This window comes from Rhizobium sp. BT-226 (assembly GCF_025847085.2).
GTDB classification, from domain to species: Bacteria; Pseudomonadota; Alphaproteobacteria; order Rhizobiales; family Rhizobiaceae; genus Rhizobium; species Rhizobium sophorae.
Genome location: NZ_JAOYTI010000008.1, coordinates 67,967 through 90,701, shown reverse-complemented (window position 1 = coordinate 90,701; position 22,735 = coordinate 67,967). Strand labels below are relative to the sequence as shown.

At 61.6% G+C, this 22,735-nt stretch carries 23 protein-coding genes; 16 read left to right on the top strand and 7 right to left on the bottom strand.

Annotated features, from left to right (window positions below):
- Positions 1 to 182: 182 nt before the first annotated feature.
- The 4 genes from OIU37_RS32680 to OIU37_RS32665 all read left to right on the top strand — a co-directional run bounded on the left by OIU37_RS32680 (position 183) and on the right by OIU37_RS32665 (position 3,291).
- Entirely contained in the window at positions 183 to 1,805 is a 1,623-nt protein-coding gene (locus OIU37_RS32680) for an ABC-F family ATP-binding cassette domain-containing protein (protein WP_180695598.1), read from the top strand.
- A gap of 101 nt (positions 1,806 to 1,906) precedes the next feature.
- On the top strand, positions 1,907 to 2,299 hold the full coding sequence (locus OIU37_RS32675) for a VOC family protein (protein ID WP_180695599.1): 393 nt from the start codon (positions 1,907 to 1,909) through the stop codon (positions 2,297 to 2,299).
- A gap of 137 nt (positions 2,300 to 2,436) precedes the next feature.
- Positions 2,437 to 3,027, top strand: a complete 591-nt coding sequence (locus tag OIU37_RS32670; protein ID WP_180695600.1) for a hypothetical protein — start codon at positions 2,437 to 2,439, stop codon at positions 3,025 to 3,027.
- A gap of 99 nt (positions 3,028 to 3,126) precedes the next feature.
- The gene (locus OIU37_RS32665; protein ID WP_003549551.1) at positions 3,127 to 3,291 is read left to right on the top strand and encodes a DUF1328 domain-containing protein; all 165 of its coding nucleotides are present in this window, start codon (positions 3,127 to 3,129) and stop codon (positions 3,289 to 3,291) included.
- Between the two features lie 82 nt (positions 3,292 to 3,373).
- On the opposite strand, the gene OIU37_RS32660 is transcribed toward OIU37_RS32665, so the two are convergent.
- Both OIU37_RS32660 and OIU37_RS32655 read right to left on the bottom strand, forming a co-directional pair.
- A complete protein-coding gene (locus OIU37_RS32660) occupies positions 3,374 to 3,733 on the bottom strand; it encodes an EF-hand domain-containing protein (RefSeq protein ID WP_264259888.1) in 360 nt (119 codons plus the stop codon).
- Positions 3,734 to 3,753: 20 nt separating this feature from the next.
- Entirely contained in the window at positions 3,754 to 4,002 is a 249-nt protein-coding gene (locus OIU37_RS32655; RefSeq protein WP_129416938.1) for a hypothetical protein, read from the bottom strand.
- A gap of 590 nt (positions 4,003 to 4,592) precedes the next feature.
- On the opposite strand from OIU37_RS32655, the gene OIU37_RS32650 reads away from it, so the two are divergent.
- Both OIU37_RS32650 and OIU37_RS32645 read left to right on the top strand, forming a co-directional pair.
- Complete coding sequence (locus OIU37_RS32650) at positions 4,593 to 5,114, top strand: DUF992 domain-containing protein (protein WP_171605136.1); 522 nt, start codon at positions 4,593 to 4,595, stop codon at positions 5,112 to 5,114.
- Positions 5,115 to 5,215: 101 nt separating this feature from the next.
- On the top strand, positions 5,216 to 5,683 hold the full coding sequence (locus OIU37_RS32645) for a GNAT family N-acetyltransferase (protein ID WP_246813017.1): 468 nt from the start codon (positions 5,216 to 5,218) through the stop codon (positions 5,681 to 5,683).
- Positions 5,684 to 5,721: 38 nt separating this feature from the next.
- Here OIU37_RS32645 and OIU37_RS32640 read toward each other — a convergent pair whose 3' ends face one another.
- Positions 5,722 to 6,651, bottom strand: a complete 930-nt coding sequence (locus OIU37_RS32640; protein WP_171605134.1) for a LysR family transcriptional regulator — start codon at positions 6,649 to 6,651, stop codon at positions 5,722 to 5,724.
- Between the two features lie 72 nt (positions 6,652 to 6,723).
- Between OIU37_RS32640 and OIU37_RS32635 the strand changes: the two genes are divergently transcribed.
- The 10 genes from OIU37_RS32635 (at position 6,724) to glpK (ending at position 17,797) form a co-directional block, all read left to right on the top strand.
- Positions 6,724 to 7,641: a DMT family transporter gene (locus tag OIU37_RS32635; protein ID WP_264259887.1), complete on the top strand. Its 918-nt coding sequence runs from the start codon at positions 6,724 to 6,726 to the stop codon at positions 7,639 to 7,641.
- 97 nt (positions 7,642 to 7,738) lie between these two features.
- Positions 7,739 to 8,512, top strand: a complete 774-nt coding sequence (locus OIU37_RS32630) for a DeoR/GlpR family DNA-binding transcription regulator (RefSeq protein ID WP_020047586.1) — start codon at positions 7,739 to 7,741, stop codon at positions 8,510 to 8,512.
- Between the two features lie 120 nt (positions 8,513 to 8,632).
- A complete protein-coding gene (gene glpD / locus OIU37_RS32625; RefSeq protein WP_264259886.1) occupies positions 8,633 to 10,147 on the top strand; it encodes a glycerol-3-phosphate dehydrogenase in 1,515 nt (504 codons plus the stop codon).
- Between the two features lie 41 nt (positions 10,148 to 10,188).
- Entirely contained in the window at positions 10,189 to 11,265 is a 1,077-nt protein-coding gene (locus tag OIU37_RS32620) for an ABC transporter ATP-binding protein (protein ID WP_264259885.1), read from the top strand.
- A 9-nt stretch (positions 11,266 to 11,274) separates the two neighbouring features.
- A complete protein-coding gene (locus OIU37_RS32615) occupies positions 11,275 to 12,345 on the top strand; it encodes an ABC transporter ATP-binding protein (protein ID WP_240604852.1) in 1,071 nt (356 codons plus the stop codon).
- 3 nt (positions 12,346 to 12,348) lie between these two features.
- Entirely contained in the window at positions 12,349 to 13,212 is an 864-nt protein-coding gene (locus OIU37_RS32610; protein WP_168307653.1) for a carbohydrate ABC transporter permease, read from the top strand.
- Positions 13,213 to 13,225: 13 nt separating this feature from the next.
- A complete protein-coding gene (locus OIU37_RS32605) occupies positions 13,226 to 14,047 on the top strand; it encodes a carbohydrate ABC transporter permease (RefSeq protein ID WP_131629873.1) in 822 nt (273 codons plus the stop codon).
- Between the two features lie 13 nt (positions 14,048 to 14,060).
- The gene (locus tag OIU37_RS32600) at positions 14,061 to 14,342 is read left to right on the top strand and encodes a DUF2160 domain-containing protein (RefSeq protein WP_003549529.1); all 282 of its coding nucleotides are present in this window, start codon (positions 14,061 to 14,063) and stop codon (positions 14,340 to 14,342) included.
- Positions 14,343 to 14,419: 77 nt separating this feature from the next.
- A complete protein-coding gene (locus OIU37_RS32595) occupies positions 14,420 to 16,144 on the top strand; it encodes an ABC transporter substrate-binding protein (RefSeq protein WP_011649612.1) in 1,725 nt (574 codons plus the stop codon).
- 150 nt (positions 16,145 to 16,294) lie between these two features.
- A complete protein-coding gene (glpK, locus tag OIU37_RS32590) occupies positions 16,295 to 17,797 on the top strand; it encodes a glycerol kinase GlpK (protein ID WP_264259884.1) in 1,503 nt (500 codons plus the stop codon).
- A gap of 38 nt (positions 17,798 to 17,835) precedes the next feature.
- On the opposite strand, the gene OIU37_RS32585 is transcribed toward glpK, so the two are convergent.
- The 4 genes from OIU37_RS32585 to OIU37_RS32570 all read right to left on the bottom strand — a co-directional run bounded on the left by OIU37_RS32585 (position 17,836) and on the right by OIU37_RS32570 (position 22,476).
- Positions 17,836 to 18,837, bottom strand: a complete 1,002-nt coding sequence (locus tag OIU37_RS32585) for an ABC transporter permease (RefSeq protein WP_264259883.1) — start codon at positions 18,835 to 18,837, stop codon at positions 17,836 to 17,838.
- A gap of 1 nt (position 18,838) precedes the next feature.
- Complete coding sequence (locus OIU37_RS32580) at positions 18,839 to 19,858, bottom strand: ABC transporter permease (RefSeq protein ID WP_264259882.1); 1,020 nt, start codon at positions 19,856 to 19,858, stop codon at positions 18,839 to 18,841.
- The gene (locus OIU37_RS32575) at positions 19,848 to 21,398 is read right to left on the bottom strand and encodes a sugar ABC transporter ATP-binding protein (protein WP_240604855.1); all 1,551 of its coding nucleotides are present in this window, start codon (positions 21,396 to 21,398) and stop codon (positions 19,848 to 19,850) included. The genes OIU37_RS32580 and OIU37_RS32575 overlap by 11 nt, the downstream gene beginning before the upstream one ends.
- Before the next feature lie 64 nt (positions 21,399 to 21,462).
- Complete coding sequence (locus tag OIU37_RS32570) at positions 21,463 to 22,476, bottom strand: sugar ABC transporter substrate-binding protein (protein WP_264259881.1); 1,014 nt, start codon at positions 22,474 to 22,476, stop codon at positions 21,463 to 21,465.
- Positions 22,477 to 22,735: the final 259 nt, after the last annotated feature.

Below are 22,735 nucleotides of genomic sequence, written 5' to 3'. Positions count from 1 at the left end.
TGAGCCGCGATATTATCCAATCCTGTTCCAAATTAAAGAAGGTGAGCATGATGTCGTTCGAAAACCGCTCGCGCCTTTCGGCATGATACTCTTGATCGAGAGGGTGGGAACAGGGCTATCCTGCGGTTTCCCCGCATGGCATAAGCGCGCCAAAATCTCCTTCTCCAGGCGCCGCGCAAACCATGATCCGTATCGAAAATATCAGCAAGCAGCTCAGCCACCGCATCCTCTTCATCGAGGCGTCCGCAGCGCTCAACAGAGGTGAGAAGATCGGTCTCGTCGGCCCGAACGGTGCCGGTAAGACGACGATCTTCCGGATGATCAATGGCGAAGAGCAGCCCGATGAAGGCCAGGTCTCCTGCGAGAAGGGCGTTACCATCGGCTATTTCAATCAGGACGTCGGCGAGATGGCCGGCCACAGCGCCGTCGCCGAGGTGATGAACGGCGCCGGGCCTGTCAGCATTGTTGCCGGCGAATTGCGTGATCTGGAGGCGGCCATGGCCGATCCCGAGCAGGCCAACAACATGGAAGAGATCATCGAGCGCTACGGCGAGGTACAGGCGCGCTACGAGGAACTGGACGGTTACGCGCTCGAGGGACGGGCGCGCGAAGTGCTCGCGGGCCTGAGCTTCAGCCAGGAGATGATGGATGGCGATGTCGGCGCGCTGTCGGGCGGCTGGAAGATGCGCGTGGCGCTTGCCCGCATCCTGCTCATGCGCCCGGATGTCATGCTGCTCGACGAGCCGAGCAACCATCTGGATCTGGAAAGCCTGATCTGGCTGGAGGAATTCCTGAAGGGTTATGAAGGCGCGCTGCTGATGACCTCGCACGACCGCGAGTTCATGAACCGCATCGTCACCAAGATCATCGAGATCGACGGTGGCACGTTGACGACCTATTCCGGCGACTATGAATTCTACGAGCAGCAGCGGGCGCAGAACGAGAAACAGCAGCAGGCCCAGTTCGAGCGCCAGCAGGCGATGCTCGCCAAGGAAATCAAGTTCATCGAGCGGTTCAAGGCGCGCGCCTCGCATGCCTCGCAGGTGCAGAGCCGCGTCAAGAAGCTGGAGAAGATCGACCGGGTGGAGCCGCCCAAGCGCCGTCAGGCCGTCTCCTTCGACTTCCAGCCCGCACCGCGCTCCGGCGAGGACGTGGTCAGCCTGAAGAACGTTCACAAGAAATACGGCAGCCGAAGCATCTATGAAGGGCTGGATTTCATGGTGCGGCGCCGGGAACGCTGGTGCATCATGGGCATCAACGGCGCCGGCAAGTCGACGCTGTTGAAACTGGTGACGGGCGCCGCCGAGCCTGACGAAGGCAGCGTCGCTCTCGGCGCCAGCGTCAAGATGGGCTATTTCGCCCAGCACGCCATGGATATTCTCGACGGCGAGCACACCGTCTTCCAATCGTTGGAACACCGTTTTCCTCAGGCAGGGCAGGGGCCTTTGCGTGCGCTGGCCGGATGTTTCGGCTTCTCCGGCGACGATATCGAGAAGCGGTGCCGGGTGCTGTCAGGCGGTGAGAAGGCGCGGCTGGTGATGGCAATGATGCTGTTCGACCCGCCGAACCTGCTGGTGCTCGACGAGCCGACGAACCATCTCGACCTCGACACCAAGGAAATGCTGATCAAGGCGCTGTCGCAATATGAGGGCACCATGCTGTTCGTTTCGCACGATCGGCATTTCCTGGCTGCACTCTCCAACCGGGTGCTGGAGCTGACGCCCGAGGGCATCCATCAATATGGCGGCGGCTATACCGAATATGTGGCGCGCACCGGCCACGAGGCGCCCGGCCTGCGAAGCTGACGATTATCTTTGCGCGGCATGTCGAAACCGTCAGCGTCGAAGCGACCAGCGGAGAGCCGGCCAGCGATATCGGTTGGCTGGTCGAAGCAACGGAGGAGAAAATGCCCATGCTGTTGGATCGGATCGAGGTGGTCACCCTGTTCGTCGATGATATCGACGCGGCCAAAGCGTTCTACCAAAAGGTCTTTGCGCCCGACGTCGTCTATCAGGACTCCGTATCGGCGGTCCTGAAATTCTCGGGAACGATGATCAACCTGCTCGATGCAGCGCAGGCGCCTCAGCTGGTCGAGCCGGTCGCAGTGTCAGCGCCCGGTTCGGGCGCACGCATGCTGCTGACGATCAAGGTCGATGACATCGATGCGGTTTGTGCAGAACTGCGCGAACTCGGGGTCACGCTGCTCAATGGTCCGATCGATCGTCCATGGGGCCGCCGCACCGCGGCCTTTGCGGATCCGTCGGGCCATGTCTGGGAAGTTGCGCAAGAATTGCGCTAGGAGGGTGTCGCGCGCTCTGAGGTTGCCTTGATATTTAGGGGGCGTGAGACGAGCGGGTCCGCGTCTTCGACCCCATCGACGCGTCTCTGCAAGCCACTTCATCTGTGCGAAGAATGGATTCGGCGGCTATTGCCACGATGATGACCAAATTCCGTGGTGTTCGGGGGCCTCTTCATGCAATCGGGGACGGGCGCATCGGCATGGACTGGATCAATCGTTATATCGATCAGCCGCTACTGCACGGCGCGGCGGGTTTGCTGCGGAGTTGGCATCTCCGCACGCGGCAACCGCCGGAGCTGCTGGAGCCGACTTGGAATCTCGTTGTGCTCTCCTTTCTCCTGATCGCAAGCGGGCAGGTCATGGCCGGCAAGAGTTTGGCGCTCAGTGTTGCCGGGCTGGTCATGCTGGCGCTGCCGTCCGCGCGAAAACTGCTTTCGGTGGCAAAGGCGAGGGGAGCCGGTTACGGCGCCCGGGAGTACAAGTCGCTGAGAGCGCGCGCCATCGCCAAACGTGAGGCTGAGTGGTCGGTGCGGATCATCGTCCTCTTCGCATCGGCCTGCCTTCCGTTCATCGCCCGCATCGACGATCCGGTGGGAGCCTATTTCATGCTGGGAGCCAGCATCTGGTTCGTCCTGACCGGGCCGCTCAAGGCCTATCTCGACGCAGCCGAACCTCCCGAGCCGACTGAAGGCGACCGGATGTACAGCGGCGTCTTTCACGTCGGCTGAAGGGAGCTGATGCGATGCTGCATGTCCCGGCCGTGAGACGGACGGGAACCAAATGGGGCGGCCTCCGTTATCTCCGCAGCAACGTAAAAGGAGATTGCGATGCTTTACTACGCTCTGGTGTTTCTCGTCGTGGCCTTGATTGCCGGCGTCCTCGGATTTGGCGGCATCGCAGGGGCTTCAGCTTCCATTGCCCAGGTTCTGTTCTTCATTTTCCTGGTGCTGTTCGTCGTATCGCTCGTCATGCGACTGATGCGAAAAGTATAGTGCGGACATATTAAAGTATAAAAACCCGGCGAAACACATTGCCGGGTTTTTCTTTATTTCTACAGTCGGTTTGATGTCTCCATCACTGAAGGTTTCCGTCCCTGTCGTGGTCGGCTGTCGCGAAATCCGCCATCACACGCTGCATGAATTCGCTTCGGCTGATGCGGCCATTGTGGTTCGCGTCGGTCAAAGTGAATTGCTCGACAGTCAGGATCTGCACCGTCTCGTCGGACTGCAGGCTGCCGTCCCCGTTCTTGTCGAGACTTCCGAAAGCCGTGCCCATGAAGGTCTCGTATTCCGAACGGTCGACGGTCTTGCTGGTATTTGCGTCAAGCCGATCCATCTGGCCCTGATACATCGATCCGGGCTGTTGCGGTTGTTGCGCCACTGCTCCAACGAATTGGCACAGTATGAATGTGGTCACCAAAGCCAAGGTCTTCATCGCTTGATATCCCTCCCCAATTAGCGGCAAGCCAGACGGTTGCCGACGTAACCGCCGCCGCCGATGCCGGCGCCGACAGCGAGCACCTGCCCGGTTCCGGCGCCGATCGTGCTGCCGATCAAGCCACCGACAATCGCGCCGCCGACGGTTCCCGCGATGCAGCCGAATTCGGAATTACGATCCGAGACGGCCTGCGACGGCGGACCGGACTGGCAGGCGGAGACGGCAAGGCATCCCGCCAGTATGATGTTTGTCCTGCGTATGCGCATCTTTCCCTCCCGATAAATTACCCGTTATCTCCAATAGAGATCGGCGGGCGTACGATTGTTCGGCCCCCCGCGAAAATATCGCCTGATTATATTTCTCAAATTCAGACTTAGTTTCTGTTCGAACAGAAGCAGAATTCCGGAAAGCAAACGGAAATTCTGCGGCAATGCCAAGCAATCATGCCGTTTCCTCTCCAGTTGCAGTGTGGCATGGAGAGTATCTTCAAACAGTACAGCTATCTATACGGCATGGCAACCTGCGCGATCATCGATCGCCTATCCAAATAGGGCGCCTGCGATTTGCATGATGCCGCTCGTTGAGAGTTAACGGCGATCGGGATCGTGCCTTTCCAGCAACCATCCCTGACAACATCGTGAAATAACCGGATGACGCGAAAATGTGCCTTCGAAATGTCCCAATGGGAGCTGAACCGTAAGCGTGTTTGTCGCTTGCGCCCTCCCAGGCGCTTTGACATGCGATGCGTAAATGATGCCGGTTCGGGATCGTTTTGCGGTTCCGTCCGTTATCTGTTGCCGAATCTGGTGGCGAGTAGCCGGGTATGCTCCCGTCACGATTTGAGAAGGAGAGACTTATGAACAAAATTCTTGCGACGGCGTTTGCCGCGGTAACGTTGACGTTTGTCGGCGCTGGGGCGGTCAATGCCGCCGATCTCGGCACCAGGACATATGAAGAGCCGGACCTGCGCAATGGCGTGAAGATCGGTTACCTCACCTGCGATATCGGCGGCGGCACGGGTTACGTGCTCGGTTCCTCCAAAGAGGCCGACTGCATCTTCCAGTCGACCGTCGGCAACGAACTTTCGGATCGTTATACGGGTGAAATGAGAAAGCTCGGCATCGACCTTGGCTTCACGACGCGTAGCCGCCTGATCTGGGCCGTGTTCGCGCCGACGGCCGGCTATCACCGCGGATCGCTCGCCGGCCTCTATGTCGGCGCTACCGCCGAAGCTACGCTCGGCGCCGGTGTCGGCGCCAATCTCCTGGTTGGCGGCACCTCCGGTTCGATCCATCTGCAGACGGTCAGCCTGACCGGTCAGCTCGGCCTCAACGTTGCGGCCGGCAGCGCCTCGATGACGCTCACATCAGCGAATTGATATGGCCTTTTTGACGTCCCCTGCCACGTCGCGGCAGGGGACGTTATCTCATCTGAGGCGCGATTTCGCACCCTCGCATGCCCAAGCCGGATCACGACATGATGGATATTCGAATGGCAACGCCCGGCGAGGACGAGATCCTGGTTGGGCATTATCTGAAGATCTGGGACAGCTACGGCACACCACCGGAACACTACAGGCCTGATGCGGCGGCGCGGATCTTGTCATTCATCAGAAGCGGTCGCGAAGAGCGCCGCCGGACCTCGTTCCTTGCCATCGTCAACGGCGACATCGCCGGTTCCGCATCCTGCCAGCTGCACCAGTCGCCGTTTCCGGAGGTCATCCGGCCGGAACAGCGGCTGCACGGTTACATCTGGTCCGTCTATGTTGCCGACGCCTTCCGCCGGCGCGGCATCGCACTGGCGTTGACCAACAAGGCCGTCGACCATCTGAAATCGATCGGCTGCACGACCGCAGTCATCCATGCCTCGGATGCCGGCGAACCTGTCTATCGGGCTGCCGGTTTCGAACTGGCGAAGGAAATGCGCCTGAAGTTTACGGCGGAGTAGCGACCGGCGATCGTCGAAGCCGCCGCCGAGCTTTCCGCCTAAACTTTCGCTCGGCCGGGTGCGATAAAAGTAGCGATCGTCGTCTCGTCATGGCCGGCCTCGCGCAGGAAGCGGCTGGCGAATTCGATGGCAGGGCTTCTAAGGGCCTCGTCCGGTCTAATCAGGTGAAAGGCCACATGGTAATCGAGCGTCCGCTCCGAGACAGTGACGACGCGCCCGGTGGCCAGCGCGGCATCCGACAGCGGCGGCCGCGCGAGCGCGATCCCGAGGCCCTGGGCGCAGGCATCGATCACCAGATTGTAGTCCTCGAAGCGCCGGTCATGGCCGCGCGGTATATAGTCGACGCCCTCACGAGAGAGCCAGCGCCGCCAGCCTTCAATATTCGAATCGTGCAGGATCGGCAGATCGAGCAGCGACAAGGCATCAGAGCGGTGCCTGAGCCGCTCCGCCAGCGCCGGGGCGGCGATCGGAAACGATTTCTCCTGCCAGAGCGGCAGGGCGCGCACGCCGGCCCACGGTCCCTTGCCGCAGCGAATGGCAAGATCCGTGCCTTCGCCGAAATCCGCCAGCCGGTGTTCGAGCGTCAGCTCGACATGTAGCTCGTTTCCTTCGAGCTCCGGCAGGCGTTGAAACAGCCATAGAGAGGCGACAGAGGGCGTCACCGAAAGGCGCACCACCGCCTTGTTGCGGCGAGGCAGCCAGCGTTCGCCGCTATTGCCGAGCAGCGCAAGTGCTTCTTCCGCCCGCGCGAAAAACCGCATGCCTTCCGGCGTCAGGCGAACGCCTCGGGCTTCGCGCGCAAACAGGCGAACGCCCATCCAGCGCTCCAGGCGCGAGACCTGCCGTGACACCGCGCCGTGGGTGATGCCGCTTTCCTCGGCTGCAGCCGAAAACGATCCGAGCCGGGCGGCGCGGGCAAAGGTCTCGAGCGTATCGAGCGGTGGAAGCACTGGCGAGCTGTGAACCATGCGCACATTTGATCATCGATTGCGATGCTTTTCAAGCACGCATCGAAGGCCTAATCACTGTCGCATGAACATATGGAGGCGAAAATGAGCATGGCGGCAAGCGTACCGGTTTCGACGAAACAGCAAGGCGGGTTCGATCTGGTGGCCTTTGCGGCGATCGTCGTCACCATCCTCTCCTGGGCTTCCTCCTTCGTGGTGATTCGCATCTGTCTCGGACCACTGACGCCGATCGAACTGGCGACGGCGCGCTATGTGGCAGCCGGCGCCATCGCCCTCGTCTATCTCGTCATCTATCGGCCGATGCCGGAAAAACGCGATTTTTTCCGCCTCTCCGTTGCCGCCGTGCTCTTCATCGCCGCCTATGCGGTTCTGCTGAACACCGGCGAGCAGACCGTTGCGGCAGGACCGGCGAGCTTCATCATCAACACCATGCCCGTCTTCACCGCCCTCATTGCCACATTCGCGCTCGGCGAGCGCTTCGGCCGCTGGGGCTGGATGGGCACCGCCGTTTCCTTCGGCGGCGTGGCGCTGATTGCGGTCGCCTCCGACAGCGGCTTCAAGCTCGATCCGAATGCCGTCCTCATCCTTGGCGCAGCGCTCTGCTCGGCGATCGCCAGCGTGCTGCAGAAGCCGCTGCTCGGGCGGTTGTCTGCGCTTGCCGTCACTGCCTGGATCCTGCTCATCGGTTCCGTGCCACTGTTTCCGGCCATCCCGGCGACGATTCAGGCGCTGGCTGCCGCACCGGCGGAGGCGAACTGGGGCGTTGCCTATCTCGTTATCTTCCCGACCGCGATCGGCTATCTCACCTGGGCAATCGCCCTGAAGCGGCTGACGGCCGCCCGTGCCTCGAATTTCCTCTACGGCGTTCCGCCGGTCGCCACGCTGATCGGGTTCGTCTGGCTGGGCGAGACGCCGACGGCGTTGGGCGCGGTCGGCGGCGTGATGGCAATCCTCGGCGTGCTCGTCGTCAACGTGATGCGGAAGCGGTAGCGTCGAATTCAGGCCGTGAAGGCGGCCTGGTAACAGTTAGGCATTGCGCCGCCGTTCGCTTTCTTTAAAACGAAAGCAGATCGAAAGGCGCACGCTCATGTTCTTGACCGACCGGCAAATTGAAATCGTGGCGATTGCGAAATCGAGCGGCAGGGTGCTGGTCGAGGAGCTCGCCTCCCGCTTTTCGGTGACGCCGCAGACGATCCGCAAGGACCTCAACGATCTCTGCGATGCGCAGGTGCTGACACGCATCCATGGCGGCGCCACATTCCCGAGCGGGACCGAGAACGTCAAATACGAAGCGCGCCGTCAGATCGCCGCTTCCGAGAAGCAGGCGATCGGCATTGCCGCGGTCGAGCTGATTCCGAGCGGGGCCTCGCTCTTCATCAATATCGGAACGACTACCGAGGCGGTGGGCGAGGCGCTCGCCAACCATCACGAGCTGATGGTTATCACCAATAATATCAACGTTGCCAACAGGTTACGGCTGCTGCCAGCAATCGAGGTGGTGATCGCAGGCGGGGTCGTGCGCGGTTCGGACGGCGGGATCGTCGGCGAGGCGGCCGTCGATTTCATCCGCCAGTTCAAGGTCGACTACGCCGTGATCGGTGCTTCGGCGATCGATATCGACGGCGCGCTTCTCGACTATGATTTTCGCGAAGTGAAGGTCGCCCAGGCGATCATCGCTAACGCCCGGCATGTCATTCTCGTTGCCGATTCGACGAAGTTCGAACGCACCGCACCGGTCAGGATCGGCCAGCTTTCCCAGGTTCATACCTTCATCACCGATCGCTGTCCGGTGCCTTCGATCCGCAATCTCTGCCTCGAAAACAATGTGAAACTGATCGAAACGAACGGCAGATTTCGCTAGGCAACAGACCCTCACAAACATTCGTTTGACATTCGTATTCCTTTCGTTTTAACTGATGTTGCTTTCGCAATTGCGCAAGTTTTGTGCGATGCGAAATCGGCGGCGGGCTCGGAGGGGGAATTGGGCCGAAATATTCACGACATATTCGTCATCGGTGGCGGCATCAACGGCTGCGGCATTGCGCGCGATGCCGTCGGGCGTGGCTATTCGGTGGCGCTGGCGGAGATGAACGATTTCGCCTCGGGTACCTCGTCGGGCGCCACCAAGCTGATCCATGGCGGCCTGCGTTACCTCGAGCATTATGAATTCCGCCTAGTGCGGGAATCGCTGATGGAGCGCGAGATCCTCTGGGCGATGGCGCCGCACATCATCTGGCCGCTGCGTTTCGTATTGCCCTACCACAAGGGCGGCATCCGCCCGGCCTGGCTGATCCGGCTCGGCCTCTTCCTCTACGACCATCTCGGCGGCCGCAAGCTGCTACCGCCGACATCGGTGCTCGACATGCGCCGCGATCCGGCCGGCAAGCCGCTGAAGGCGCTGTTTTCCAAGGCCTTCGAATATTCCGACGGCTGGGTCGACGATGCCCGCATGGTGGTGCTGAACGCCCGCGATGCCGCCGACAAGGGTGCGCTGATCATGCCGCGCACCAAGGTGGTGTCGGCAAGGCGCGAGAATGGCCTGTGGCATATCGAGACCACCGATACCGTCACCGGTCGCAATGACAGCCATCAGGCCCGCATGCTGGTCAATGCCGCCGGTCCCTGGGTCGACCATGTCATTCGTTCCGCCTTCGGCCAGAACGAAGCCCACCATGTCCGCCTCGTCCAGGGCAGCCATATCGTCGTGAAGAAGAAGTTCGACGATGTGAGAGCCTATTTCTTTCAGAACCCCGACAACCGCATCATCTTCGCCATCCCCTACGAGGGCGACTTTACCCTGATCGGCACCACGGATCGCGACTACACCGCCGATCCCAGGGACGTCAGGATTTCGGAGGAGGAGACGGTCTACCTCTGCAATGCGGCGTCGGAGTATTTCAAGGAGCCGGTCAGGCCGGAGGATATCGTCTGGACCTATTCTGCGGTCAGGCCGCTTTATGACGACGGCGCCTCCAAGGCGCAGGAGGCGACGCGCGACTATGTGCTGAAGCTGGAAGGCGAAGGCAATGCTGCGCCGCTGCTCAACATCTTCGGCGGCAAGCTCACCACCTATCGTCGGCTTTCCGAACATGCGCTGGACAAGATCGGTGCTGCGATCGGCGCCAAAGGAGCCCCGTGGACGGCCAAAAGCCATCTGCCGGGCGGCGACTTCCCGGTCCGCGGTTACGAGGCACAGGTTGACAAGCTGAGGCGGCGTTATTCGTTCCTCGCCGATCCGCTTGCCCGCCGCCTGGTGCGCCGCTACGGCACCAAGGCGGAGCTGTTGCTTGGCAATGCCAGCGACATCGACGATCTCGGACGGCTTTTCGGCGGCGATCTCTACGAGGCGGAGGTCACCTATCTCGTCGAACATGAATGGGCCCGGCACGCCGAAGACGTGCTGTGGAGGAGAACAAAGGATGGTCTGCGCCTTTCGAAGGAGCAGGCCCAGTCACTGGAGGAGTACATGGCTGCCATGCCGGCGATGGCCGGATAGGAGTCATGTGGTCCCCGATGCGTGGAGGCACGGGAATCGGAATGCTGGAACTGCGAAACGCCGCCAAGATGGTGGGCGCGGACTATCATATCTATCCGACCGATCTGGTTCTCGAGCGGGGCACGCTGAACGTCCTGCTCGGGCCGACGCTCGCGGGTAAAACGTCCCTGATGCGGCTGATGGCGGGGCTTGACCGGCCGACCGGCGGCTCCATCCATTTCGACGGCGCCGACGTCACCGGCATGCCGGTGCAGAAGCGCAACGTCGCCATGGTCTACCAGCAGTTCATCAACTATCCGGCGCTGACCGTCTACGACAACATCGCCTCGCCGATGCGCATATCGGGCAAGGATGGTGCCACGATCGACAGTGAGGTGCGCAAGGCGGCCGAGCTGCTGAAGCTCACGCCCTATCTCGACCGCACCCCGCTCAATCTGTCCGGCGGCCAGCAGCAGCGCACCGCGCTTGCGCGCGCACTCGTCAAGAATGCCAGCCTCGTGCTGATGGACGAGCCGCTCGCCAATCTCGATTACAAGCTGCGCGAGGAACTGCGCGAGGAACTGCCGAAGATCTTTGCCCAATCCGGCGCGATCTTCGTCTATGCGACGACCGAGCCTTCCGAGGCGCTGCTGCTTGGCGGCAACACGGCAACGCTGAACCAGGGCCGGGTGACCCAGTTCGGGCCGACGATCGAGGTCTATCGCCGACCCGTCAATCTCGCCACCGCCGGCATTTTCGCCGATCCGCCGCTGAACACCCTCGACGTCACGAAATCAGGCAATGTCTTCACGCGTCCGAGCGGGGTCACGATTCCTGTTCCCTCGCATCTGGCCGTCGTGCCGGATGGTCCCGTCACTATCGCCTTTCACCCGCACCATCTCGGCCTTGCGTCGCAGACCGGCGACGCGGCCCGCCTGCAGGCGCGCACGCTGGTTTCCGAGATCACCGGCTCGGAGAGCTTCGTTCACCTGGAATATGACGGTGTGCGCTGGGTGATGCTGGCGCATGGCATTCACGACATCGATCCCGACATGGAAGTCGAAGCTTTTCTCGACACCCGCCACCTGATGGCCTTCGGCAGCGACGGCCGCGCCATCGCTGCGGCCGGAAAGGTATAGGAGAGCACAATGGCACGCATCACGCTCGACCATATTCGCCACGCCTACGGCGCCAATCCGAAGTCCGACAAGGATTATTCGCTGAAGGAAGTCGACCACGAATGGAACGATGGCGGCGCCTATGCGCTGCTTGGCCCCTCCGGCTGCGGCAAGACCACGCTGCTCAACATCATCTCCGGCCTGTTGCAGCCCTCGCACGGCCGCATCCTGTTCGACGGCAATGATGTCACGAACCTTTCGACGCAGAGCCGCAACATCGCCCAGGTCTTCCAGTTTCCCGTCATCTACGACACGATGACCGTCTACGACAATCTCGCCTTTCCCCTGCGCAACCGCGGCGTGGCCGAGGCTGATGTCGACCGGCGTGTCCGCGATATCCTCGAAATGATCGATCTTGCCGGCTGGGCCAGGCGCAAGGCGCAGGGGCTGACCGCCGACCAGAAGCAGAAGATCTCGCTCGGCCGCGGACTGGTGCGCAACGACGTCAATGCCATCCTGTTCGACGAGCCGCTGACCGTCATCGACCCGCATATGAAATGGGTGCTGCGCTCGCAGCTGAAGCGGCTGCACAAGCAGTTCGGCTTCACCATGGTCTATGTTACCCACGACCAGACGGAAGCGCTGACCTTCGCCGAGAAGGTCGTCGTCATGTATGACGGCCAGATCGTCCAGATCGGCACGCCGGCCGAGCTCTTCGAACGGCCGAGCCATACCTTCGTCGGTTATTTCATCGGTTCGCCGGGCATGAATTTCATGCCAGCCAGGATCGAGGGCAGCACTGTGGCGGTCGGAGACGAGACGCTGACGCTCGATTACGCGCCGAAGACGGCAGGCACGGCCAAAACCGAACTCGGAATCCGTCCCGAATTCATTCGCCTCGGACGGGAGGGCATGCCGGTCACCGTCAGCAAGGTCGAGGATATCGGTCGGCAAAAGATCGTGCGCGCCCGCTTTGCCGGCCAGCCGATCGCCATCGTCGTGCCTGAAGACGCCGACATTCCCGCGGATGCCCGCGTCACCTTCGATCCGTCCGCCATCAGCATCTACGCCGACAGTTGGCGTGTCGGCAGGGAGGCCTGAGCCATGCAGAAGACGTGGAATAACAAAGCCTGGTTTCTGGTCCTGCCGGTGCTGCTGCTCGTGGCGTTTTCGGCCGTCATCCCGCTGATGACCGTCGTCAACTATTCAGTGCAGGATACGTTCGGCAACAACGAATTCTTCTGGGCCGGTACCGACTGGTTCGTCCAGACCCTGCATTCCGACCGCTTCTGGGAATCGCTCGAGCGCAATCTGCTCTTCTCCTTCATCATCCTGGCACTGGAGATACCGCTCGGCATCTTCATCGCGCTCAACATGCCGAAATCAGGACCGGGCGTTCCCGTCTGCCTGGTGTTGATGGCGTTGCCGCTGCTCATTCCGTGGAACGTCGTCGGCACCATCTGGCAGGTTTTCGGACGCGTCGATATCGGCCTGCTCGGCCACACGCTCGAAGCGATCGGCCTCGACTATAATTATGTCCGCGATCCGATCGATGCATGGGTGACCGTTATCGTCATGGACGTCTGGCACTGGACAAGCCTTGTCGTGCTGCTTTGCTATGCCGGCCTGGTCTCGATCCCCGATGCCTATTATCAGGCCGCCAAAATCGACGGCGCCTCGCGCTGGTCCGTCTTCCGCTACATTCAGCTGCCGAAGATGAAGCGGGTGCTGCTGATCGCCGTGCTCCTACGCTTCATGGACAGTTTCATGATCTATACCGAGCCTTTCGTGGTCACCGGGGGCGGACCTGGCAACTCGACGACCTTCCTCTCCATCGACCTCGTGAAGATGGCCGTCGGCCAGTTCGATCTTGGCCCGGCGGCGGCGATGTCGATCATCTACTTCCTCATCATCCTGCTGCTCTCATGGGTGTTCTACACCGTGATGACCAGCAGCGACGCGAGCTAAGGGAGGGCGAGATATGACCAACAAATACAAACCTGCAGGCAGCCTCTCCTGGCTCGTTCCGACGATCTATATCATCTTCCTGATCCTGCCGATCTACTGGCTCGTCAATATGAGCTTCAAGGAGAATTCGGAGATCACCGGCGCCTTCTCGCTCTGGCCGACGAACCCGACGCTGCGTAACTACACAGTCATCTTCACCGATCCGTCCTGGTATAACGGCTATATCAACTCGATCATCTATGTGGTGATGAACACGGTGATCTCTGTCGCGGCGGCGCTGCCGGCGGCGTACGCCTTCTCGCGCTACCGTTTCCTCGGCGACAAGCACCTGTTCTTCTGGCTGCTGACCAACCGCATGGCGCCGCCGGCGGTCTTCGCGCTGCCGTTCTTCCAGCTCTATTCGGCCTTCGGCCTGATCGACACGCACATCGCCGTGGCGCTTGCCCACTGCCTGTTCAACGTGCCGCTCGCCGTCTGGATCCTCGAAGGTTTCATGTCCGGTGTGCCGAAGGAGATCGACGAAACCGCCTATATCGACGGTTATTCCTTCCCGCGTTTCTTCATCAAGATCTTCATTCCGCTGATTGCCAGCGGCGTCGGCGTCGCGGGCTTCTTCTGCTTCATGTTCTCGTGGGTCGAGCTGCTGCTGGCTCGCACGCTGACGACGACGGCGGCAAAGCCGATCTCGGCGATCATGACGCGAACGGTCTCCGCTTCGGGCATGGACTGGGGCGTGCTGGCGGCTGCCGGCGTGCTCACCATCATTCCGGGCGCGCTCGTCATCTATTTCGTCCGCAACTACATCGCCAAGGGCTTCGCGCTCGGGCGCGTTTGAGGAGGAGACGGTCATGAATTTTTCCTGGATGGCCTGGACGCTGCCGACGACGCTGTTCTTCCTGACGATCCTGGCGCTTCTGATCGCCATGAGTGTCTGGGAATATTTTTCGCCGGGCGGCTCGCCGCGCACGGGCGTGCTGCGTTTCGAGACGACGCGCGGCGACCGGCTCTTCATTTCGCTGCTGGGCAGCGCTTTCATTCATCTTGCATGGCTTGGGCTCGGTGGGCCCAACCTGTGGTGGGCTCTTGCCATCTCCGTGGTCTACGCCATCGGCGTCTTCCGCTACGTGTGACGGCAAGGAGAAGACAGATGGCCGGGGGTACTGGCCGCCTGAGACGTGACTGCAATCGCAAACCCTGGGAGGATATTATGCGAAGGCACTTATTGACGACGACAGCAGGCTTGCTGCTGGCAATGACAGCATCGGCCTATGCCGGCATGGACGAGGCCAAGACGTTCCTCGACAAGGAAGTCGGCGACCTCTCGACGCTTCCGCGCGCCGACCAGGAAAAGGAAATGCAGTGGTTCGTTGACGCTGCGAAGCCTTTCGCCGGCATGGACATCAAGGTCGTGTCCGAAACGATCACGACCCATGAATACGAATCGAAGGTGCTGGCGCCCGCCTTCACGGCGATCACCGGCATCAAAATCACTCACGACCTCATCGGCGAAGGCGACGTGGTCGAAAAGCTGCAGACGCAGATGCAGTCCGGCGAAAACATCTATGACGCCTATATCAACGATAGCGACCTGATCGGCACCCATTGGCGCTATCAGCAGGCCCGCTCGCTGACCGACTGGATGGCCAACGAAGGCAAGGATGTCACCAATCCCGGCCTCGACATCGACGACTTCATCGGCAAGTCCTTCACCACGGCGCCTGACGGCAAACTCTACCAGCTGCCTGACCAGCAGTTCGCGAACCTCTACTGGTTCCGCTACGACTGGTTCAACGACGAGAAGAACAAGGCGGACTTCAAGGCGAAGTACGGCTACGATCTCGGCGTGCCGGTCAACTGGTCGGCCTATGAGGATATTGCCGAGTTCTTCACCGGCCGCGAGATCGATGGCAAGAAGGTCTTCGGCCATATGGACTACGGCAAGAAGGACCCATCGCTCGGATGGCGCTTCACCGATGCCTGGCTGTCGATGGCCGGCAACGGCGATAAGGGCATCCCGAACGGCAAGCCCGTCGATGAATGGGGCATCAAGGTCGACGAGAACTCACGTCCGGTCGGCTCCTGCGTCGCACGCGGCGGCGATACCAACGGCCCTGCTGCGGTCTATTCCATCCAGAAATATCTGGACTGGATGAAGGCCTATGCACCGGCTGCCGCCCAAGGCATGACCTTCTCCGAATCCGGCCCGGTCCCGTCGCAGGGCGAAGTCGCCCAGCAGATGTTCACCTACACGGCCTTCACCGCCGACTTCGTCAAGGAAGGCCTGCCGGTCGTCAATGCGGACGGCACGCCGAAATGGCGTTTCGCACCGAGCCCGCATGGCGTCTACTGGAAGGACGGCATGAAGCTCGGCTATCAGGACGCCGGTTCGTGGACGCTGATGAAGTCCACGCCTGACGACCGCGCCAAGGCGGCCTGGCTCTATGCCCAGTTCGTCACCTCTAAAACTGTCGACGTGAAGAAGAGCCACATGGGTCTGACCTTCATTCGCCAGTCGACGCTAGATCATAAGTCCTTCACCGATCGTGCGCCGAAGCTCGGCGGCCTGATCGAATTCTATCGTTCGCCGGCCCGCCTGCAGTGGTCGCCGACCGGTACGAACGTTCCTGACTATCCGAAGCTCGCTCAGCTTTGGTGGCAGGCGATTGGTGATGCCTCTTCCGGCGCCAAGACGGCGCAGGAAGCGATGGACTCGCTTTGCTCCGAGCAGGAGAAGGTGCTGCAGCGTCTGGAACGCGCCAAGGTCCAGGGCGACATCGGCCCCAAGCTCGCCGAGGAGCATGATCTCGCCTATTGGAACGCGGATGCGGTGAAGAACGGCAACCTTGCCCCGCAGCTGAAGATCGAGAACGAAAAGGATAAGCCGGTCACTGTCAACTACGACGAACTCGTCAAGAGCTGGCAGAAGAAGTAAGGCGGATCCGGCCGGAGGCGACGAGGCTTCCGGCCATCACTTCCTGCCACCGGCAGCAAGCCGGTGGCACCCACAATCTTTCTCTCATGAAACGTCCGCGTCCTGCCGTCCTCTGCAGGCGGAGCGGTTTCGTGCGAGCCGGAGACGGATATGAGCGGCTATATTCTTTCAATCGACCAGGGCACGACATCGTCGCGCGCCATCATCTTCGATGGCGACATGAAAATGGCCGGCTCGGCGCAGGCGGAGATCACCCAATATTATCCGCAGCCTGGATGGGTGGAGCACGACGCCGCCGAAATCTGGCAGTCCGTCGTCGACACAGTGCGTGGGGCGATTGTCGATGCTGGACTTGATGCGGTCGACATTACCGCGATCGGCATTACCAACCAGCGCGAGACGGCGGTCGTCTGGGACCGCAGGTCGGGAAAACCGCTTCACCGCGCGATCGTCTGGCAGGACAGGCGCACCGCAGAAATGTGCGAGAGCCTGAAGGCTGATGGCTATGAGAAGCTGTTCAGCGCCAAGACCGGGCTGCTGCTCGACCCCTATTTCTCCGGAACGAAGCTGCGCTGGCTGCTCGACAACGTCGATGGCCTGCGTGAGAAGGCGGAAGTGGGCGATGCCTGCTTCGGCACGATCGACAGCTGGCTGATCTACAATCTGACTGATGGGCGCGTGCATGCCACCGATGCGACCAATGCATCGAGGACTCTGCTCTACAATATCGATAACGGTGCCTGGGACGAGGAGCTTCTCGGCATTCTCCGCATTCCAGCCGCCATGCTTCCTGACGTCAGGGAATGCGCCGATGATTTCGGCCGCGTCGACAAGGCGCTGTTCGGCGCGGAACTTCCGATCCTCGGGGTCGCCGGCGACCAGCAGGCAGCGGCTGTGGGCAATGCCTGCTTCGAGCCCGGCATGATGAAATCCACTTATGGCACCGGCTGCTTTGCCCTGTTGAACACTGGCCGGGATCGTGTTTCCTCCTCCAATCGGATGCTGACGACGATCGCCTGCCGGCTCGACGGCGAGACGACCTATGCGCTCGAGGGCTCGATCTTCATCGCCGGTGCTGCCGTGCAATGGCTGCGCGACGGCCTCGGCATCATCGGCCAGGCATCCGAGGCAGGAGTGCTTGCCGCCAAGGCCGATCCCGGACAGCAGGTCTATATCGTTCCGGCCTTCACCGGCCTCGGCGCGCCCTACTGGGATCCGGCGGCGCGCGGAGCGATCTTCGGTCTGACGCGAAACAGCGGCCCGGCGGAATTTGCCCGCGCCGTGCTTGAATCCGTGGCCTACCAGACGCTCGACCTGCTGGTGGCGATGAAGAAGGACTGGGGCGTCAACCAGCTGGAAACGGTGTTGCGCGTCGATGGCGGCATGGCGGCATCGGATTGGACGATGCAGTGCCTGGCCGACATGACCGGAAACCCTGTCGACCGCTCGGCGATCCGCGAGACGACGGCGCTGGGCGCAGCTTGGCTTGCCGGCTCGAAAGCCGGCATCTGGCCAGGCAAGCGGGATTTTGCGCAGGCCTGGGCCTGCGACCGCCGCTTCAGCCCTTCGATGGATGAGACCGAGCGGCAGGGCAAGATCATCGGCTGGAAGAATGCCGTGTCCAGGATGATCTCGGACGCCTCGGTGGGATAGAACCGCTTCCGAGGATACCACCGCAGTGGCAACTTCTCTTAAGCGGCGCCGGCGGCCTTTCGGTTTATGAAGCTCAGGGCGAGCACGGCGAAGATCAGCGTTCCCGTACCGACCTGCTGCCAATAGAAGTTCAGATCGGTCAGCAGCAGCCCATTGGCGACGATGCTGAGCAGCAGCGCGCCGAGAACGGTCCCGCCGACATTCGGCCGTCCGAGTGGGCTGAGCGTCGTGCCGATGAAGGTCGCGCCGATCGCATTCAGCAGGAAGGCATTGCCCGAGGAGGGGATGTAGGTGGTGACGGTTGCGGTCAAGATCAGGCCGGCGATTGCCGCGATCAACCCGACCAGGATGAAAGTCACCGCGATATGGGCTGGCGCGGCGATGCCGGAATAGCGCACGACGCCCGGCTGGATGCCGATCGACAGGATGACGCGGCCGAAACGCGTCCGGGCAAAAACGACGGCAGCAGCCGCGATGACGACAATGGCAGCGGCAAGCGGCACCGGGAAGCCGGCGATCGTGCCATGGCCGAGGAAACGGAAGGCTTCCGGCACGCCGTTCGGCGGCAGATAGACCGGATTGCCGCCATTGGTCAGCAGCTGCTGAACGCTGCGGCCGATAAACAGCGTGCCGAGCGTGGCGAGGAACGGCGACACGCCGATCCCTGAAATCAGCAGCGCGTTGAAGGCACCGACGAACGCTCCGGCGGCCAGTCCCGCGAGTGCCGCGACTGCCACCGGCTGCCCGGCGAGGACGAGCGAAACGAAGGCGAAACTGGCGAAATCCATCGCCGTTCCCACCGAAAGATCGATGCCGCCCGAGGCGACGGCGAAGGTCATGGCGACGGAGACGATGGCAAGCAGCGTGAAATTGTTGACCAGGATGCTCTGCAGGTTCGCAGGCGTCAGGAATGTCGGCGTTGCCACGGAAAAGGCGGCAAACACCGCAACCAGGGCGAGGATCAAGCCATAACGCACCATGCCGCCGGCGATAAGACGCGGCAAGCCAATGGTGGCGAGGGGAGGGGTCTGGAGCGACATGTCAGGCCTCCTGTCGGCGCAGCAGCGTGGTCGCGGAAACGACGATGAGAATGAGAACACCCTGGACGCCGCTGACCAGCGTGCTCGAAATGTTCAGCAGCTGGAAACCATTGACCAGGAAGCCGACCAAAAGGGCCGAAAGCAGCGTCCCGGTGATCGTCGGAACCAGCCGGCGCGAAAAGACCGAGCCGAGCAGGGCCGTCACGACGACGGGCAACAGCATCTCGCCGGCGCCGGTCGTGCTGCCGCTCAGGTAGGAAACCGACAGGATGCCGGCGATGCCGCCGGAGACGCCGCTGGCGACGAAGGCGCCGGCGAGCAGCCGACGAAGCGGCAGACCGGCGGCACGCGCCGCATCCGGGAACTCACCGACGGCGTAGAGACGCAGGCCGAGCGGGGTATATTGCACGATCGCCGTGGTGATCGCCGTGAAGCCGAGGAGCACATAGGCAAGAACCGGAATGCCGAAAGGATCCGAGGCGGAAAGCGCCGACAGGAAAGGCGTCGAGGCCGGCAGGACGGTATTGCCGGTCAGGACCAACTCCAGGCCGGCGACGACATTCATGACGGCAAGCGTGGCCAGCAGCGGCACGATGCCGGCATAGACGACGGCAATGGCATTGACCGTGCCGATCAGGGCGCCGGTCAAGATTGTCGCGGCAATCGCCGTCGCATCGCCGTAGCCGAGTTGCGTCAGGCTCGCATAGACGGCGGCGCTGAGACCCATATTGGCAGCGAGCGACAGGTCGATGCCGCCGGTGACGACATTGGAGCCGCCGGCGATCAGCACGATCGTCAACCCGATGGCAAGCACGCCGGAGATGGTTGATTGGCCAAGCACGTTGCCGATATTGCCGATGCTGAGGAAATAGGGTGCTGTCAGCGAGAAGATGATCAGGATGGCGGCGAAAGTGATCAGCGATCCGAAGCGCAATGCCGCAGCCGCAATATGGCCGGCCGGCCGGGGAGGCGGTTCCGCAGCGGAAAAACCGGAAGGCGCGAATTCCACTTCAGCCGACATGGCGTTGTCCTTCGGATGATCCGGTCGATTGAGCGAGCACCGCATCCGCCGTGGTCTCCGACGATATGAACTCCCGCACCACGCGGCCGCGGAAGAGCACCAGGATGCGATCGGTGATGCCGACGAGTTCGGGCAGATCCGAAGACAGCACGATGACGCCGGCGCCGCGCGCCGCGAGTTCGCCGATCAGCGTATAGATCTCGACCTTGGAGCCGATATCGACGCCAACAGTCGGCTCGTCGAGCAGATAGACCTCGGAACGGCGGCTCAGCCACTTGGCGATGGCGATCTTCTGCTGGTTGCCGCCCGAAAGCGTGCGCAGCAGGGCGTCGCGCCCATTGGTCTTCACCTGCAGCCGCGCTATCAGAGCGTCCACTTCTCTCTGTTCGCGTCTGCGATCGAGAAAGCCGAAACGCGTGAAGCGGCCAAGGCTCGAAAGGCTGATATTTTCCGCGACGCTGAGGTCGAGCGCGACGCCGTGGCGACGCCGATCTTCCGGCACCAGCGCGATCTCGCGGCCGGCTGCCTGGGCGGGATTCGTGAAACGGGCAGCCTTGCCGCTGATCTCGATATGGCCGGAAGCCGGAGTCTCCAGACCAAAGAGAGCGCGGACCACCTCCTTCGCACCGGAACCGAGCAGGCCGGTGAGGCCGAGCACCTCGCCGCGGCGAAGCGTGAAGCTGATGTCGCTATATTTCCCCGGCGCCGACAACTGCTCGACTTTGAGGATTTCTTCGCCTGGCGTCACCTGCGGCTTCGGGAACATCTCCTTGATGTCGCGCTCGACCATCAGCCGGGCAATCGCCCCGGCCGAAGTCTCCCCGATCGGCAGGGAGGCGACGTCCAGCCCATTGCGCAGCACGGTGACGTGGTCGCAGAGCTCTTCGATTTCGTTCAGGTAATGCGAGATATAGATGATCGTGACGCCTTCGTCGCGCAGACGGCGGATCAACCGGAAGAGGATATCGGCCTCGCGGCGCACCAATGCGGCCGTCGGCTCGTCGAAGACCAGCACCTTCGGCTGATTGAGGAGCGCGCGGGTGATTTGCACGATCTGTTTTTCGGCAGTCGACAATTCGCTGATCAAGGCGGCGTTCGGCAACCGGATACCGAAATAGTCGTTGAGAATGTCAGACGCGCGGCGCTGCATCAGTCGCCGGTCGAGGAACGGCGTGCCCGCGATGCGTGGTTCCCGGCCGAGGAACAGGGCTTCGCCGACAGTGAAAGTCGGCACCAGCAGTCGATCCTGGTGAATGAAGTGGATGCCGAGCTCTTCGGCAAGATGCGGCGTCAGCCTGTCGAACGTTCGTCCTTCGATCTCGATCCGTCCGCCATCAGGCTGGTGAAGACCGGCCAGCAGCTTGATCAGCGTCGACTTGCCGGCGCCGTTCTGACCGACGAGACCGTGGATGGTGCCGCGCCTGACGATCAGCGACGCACCGGCAAGCGCCTGCGCGCCGCCAAAATGTTTGACGATCCCTTCAAAGCGGATGATGTCGTCGCGTGCCGTCACCGGCTGCTTCAACGAAATGGCCGTCATGTCGATCTCTCCTGGCGGGCAGATTCCGAGCGATCCGACATGGCCGGATCGCTCGGGTTCAATGTCAGCCGATGCCGAGCTTCTTGGTGACTTCGCCGACATTGGTCTTGTTGGCGAGCAGTGCCGGAACATAGGTCTCGCGCGGCAGTGTCTGGCCGGCGAGCAGCTTGGCGACGTTACGAATGGCGGTGCGGCCGATTTCCGCCGGCTGCTGGGCGACATCGGCGCCAGCCGGCGAATTCGCATCGGCGATGAGTTGCAGCACTTCCGGGCTGCCATCGACGCCGTAGGTGCGGATCTCGGTTCGCCCGGCGGCCGCCAAAGCCTGGGTCGCGCCAAGCTGCGGGATGTCCCAGGCTGACCAGATCGCCTTGATTGAACCCTTTTCCGGATATTTGTTGAGGATCGCCGTGATCTGCGTGAAGGCGTCCTGCACGGTATTCGGGATGACGTCGCGCAGTTCCGGCTGGAGGATTTTCACCTTCGGGAAATATTTGACGACATTGACCAGTTGGTCGTAGCGGATCGCGCAGGGGGTTACGCCGTAGAAGCCGTTGAAGACGACGATATTACCTTCGCCGCCGATATCGGAGACGAGCTGCAGTGCCAGGTCCTTGCCGATGCCCCAGTTGTCGGAGGTGGTGTTGTTGATCGAATTGGTCGAACCGACGTCGACGGTCAGAACCGGGATCCCGGCATCACGTGCCTTCTTCAGCCAGGGATCGATGACGCTGAGCGTGCCGAGGATTTGAACGATGGCATCCGGCTTCTGGGCAATCAGCGTCTGCAATTGCGAGACCAGCTTGCCGTCGTTGCGTCCAGCATCGACGGCGATCGGCTCGCCACCGAGGCGCTTTACCTCTTCGATCTGGGCATTATAGGCCTGCAGGTCGAAGAAGTGGTCGGTGCCGGTTGCGCTGATGGCGATGCGCTTGCCTTTCAGTGACAGTTCTGCGTCGGCCGCGAAAACCGGCTGCTGCCCGACCAGCGCAGCACCCGCGACGACGGCCCCGGCCGCGGCAGACAGTTTCAACAGATCTCGTCTTCCGAGACCGCTTCCGGACTTTTCGATGCTCATTACCATTCTCTCCAATTCAGTTATGTCTATAAATTAAGTAGACTAATGAGAATGGGGAGAAAGGAATTTCCAAAATGACGCTCTCCGATGAAAAGAGTGGACGGAGAGAACACTCATTCCTGGCTGCGGTTTCCCGCGAGCGGGCCGATCAAGAAGAAGCATGCATTGCATAATTCTTGCGCATGCGACCAAACTTACCGAGGGTCAACTCCTGCCGGGCCGTGGTGCCGTGTGGCGCGGCAGCAGGCGTAAAATCACG

Coding starts and splice junctions, on each gene's coding strand:
- OIU37_RS32600 (WP_003549529.1), top strand. CDS start 14,061: ATGAATTTTTCCTGGATGGCCTGGACGCTGCCGACGACGCTGTTCTTC.
- OIU37_RS32595 (WP_011649612.1), top strand. CDS start 14,420: ATGCGAAGGCACTTATTGACGACGACAGCAGGCTTGCTGCTGGCAATG.
- OIU37_RS32580 (WP_264259882.1), bottom strand. CDS start 19,858: ATGTCGGCTGAAGTGGAATTCGCGCCTTCCGGTTTTTCCGCTGCGGAA.
- OIU37_RS32645 (WP_246813017.1), top strand. CDS start 5,216: ATGGATATTCGAATGGCAACGCCCGGCGAGGACGAGATCCTGGTTGGG.
- OIU37_RS32665 (WP_003549551.1), top strand. CDS start 3,127: ATGCTTTACTACGCTCTGGTGTTTCTCGTCGTGGCCTTGATTGCCGGC.
- OIU37_RS32620 (WP_264259885.1), top strand. CDS start 10,189: ATGCTGGAACTGCGAAACGCCGCCAAGATGGTGGGCGCGGACTATCAT.
- OIU37_RS32655 (WP_129416938.1), bottom strand. CDS start 4,002: ATGCGCATACGCAGGACAAACATCATACTGGCGGGATGCCTTGCCGTC.
- OIU37_RS32650 (WP_171605136.1), top strand. CDS start 4,593: ATGAACAAAATTCTTGCGACGGCGTTTGCCGCGGTAACGTTGACGTTT.
- glpK (WP_264259884.1), top strand. CDS start 16,295: ATGAGCGGCTATATTCTTTCAATCGACCAGGGCACGACATCGTCGCGC.
- OIU37_RS32670 (WP_180695600.1), top strand. CDS start 2,437: ATGATGACCAAATTCCGTGGTGTTCGGGGGCCTCTTCATGCAATCGGG.
- OIU37_RS32605 (WP_131629873.1), top strand. CDS start 13,226: ATGACCAACAAATACAAACCTGCAGGCAGCCTCTCCTGGCTCGTTCCG.
- OIU37_RS32610 (WP_168307653.1), top strand. CDS start 12,349: ATGCAGAAGACGTGGAATAACAAAGCCTGGTTTCTGGTCCTGCCGGTG.
- OIU37_RS32640 (WP_171605134.1), bottom strand. CDS start 6,651: ATGGTTCACAGCTCGCCAGTGCTTCCACCGCTCGATACGCTCGAGACC.
- OIU37_RS32575 (WP_240604855.1), bottom strand. CDS start 21,398: ATGACGGCCATTTCGTTGAAGCAGCCGGTGACGGCACGCGACGACATC.
- OIU37_RS32615 (WP_240604852.1), top strand. CDS start 11,275: ATGGCACGCATCACGCTCGACCATATTCGCCACGCCTACGGCGCCAAT.
- OIU37_RS32635 (WP_264259887.1), top strand. CDS start 6,724: ATGGAGGCGAAAATGAGCATGGCGGCAAGCGTACCGGTTTCGACGAAA.
- OIU37_RS32660 (WP_264259888.1), bottom strand. CDS start 3,733: ATGAAGACCTTGGCTTTGGTGACCACATTCATACTGTGCCAATTCGTT.
- OIU37_RS32570 (WP_264259881.1), bottom strand. CDS start 22,476: ATGAGCATCGAAAAGTCCGGAAGCGGTCTCGGAAGACGAGATCTGTTG.
- OIU37_RS32675 (WP_180695599.1), top strand. CDS start 1,907: ATGCCCATGCTGTTGGATCGGATCGAGGTGGTCACCCTGTTCGTCGAT.
- OIU37_RS32585 (WP_264259883.1), bottom strand. CDS start 18,837: ATGTCGCTCCAGACCCCTCCCCTCGCCACCATTGGCTTGCCGCGTCTT.
- OIU37_RS32630 (WP_020047586.1), top strand. CDS start 7,739: ATGTTCTTGACCGACCGGCAAATTGAAATCGTGGCGATTGCGAAATCG.
- OIU37_RS32680 (WP_180695598.1), top strand. CDS start 183: ATGATCCGTATCGAAAATATCAGCAAGCAGCTCAGCCACCGCATCCTC.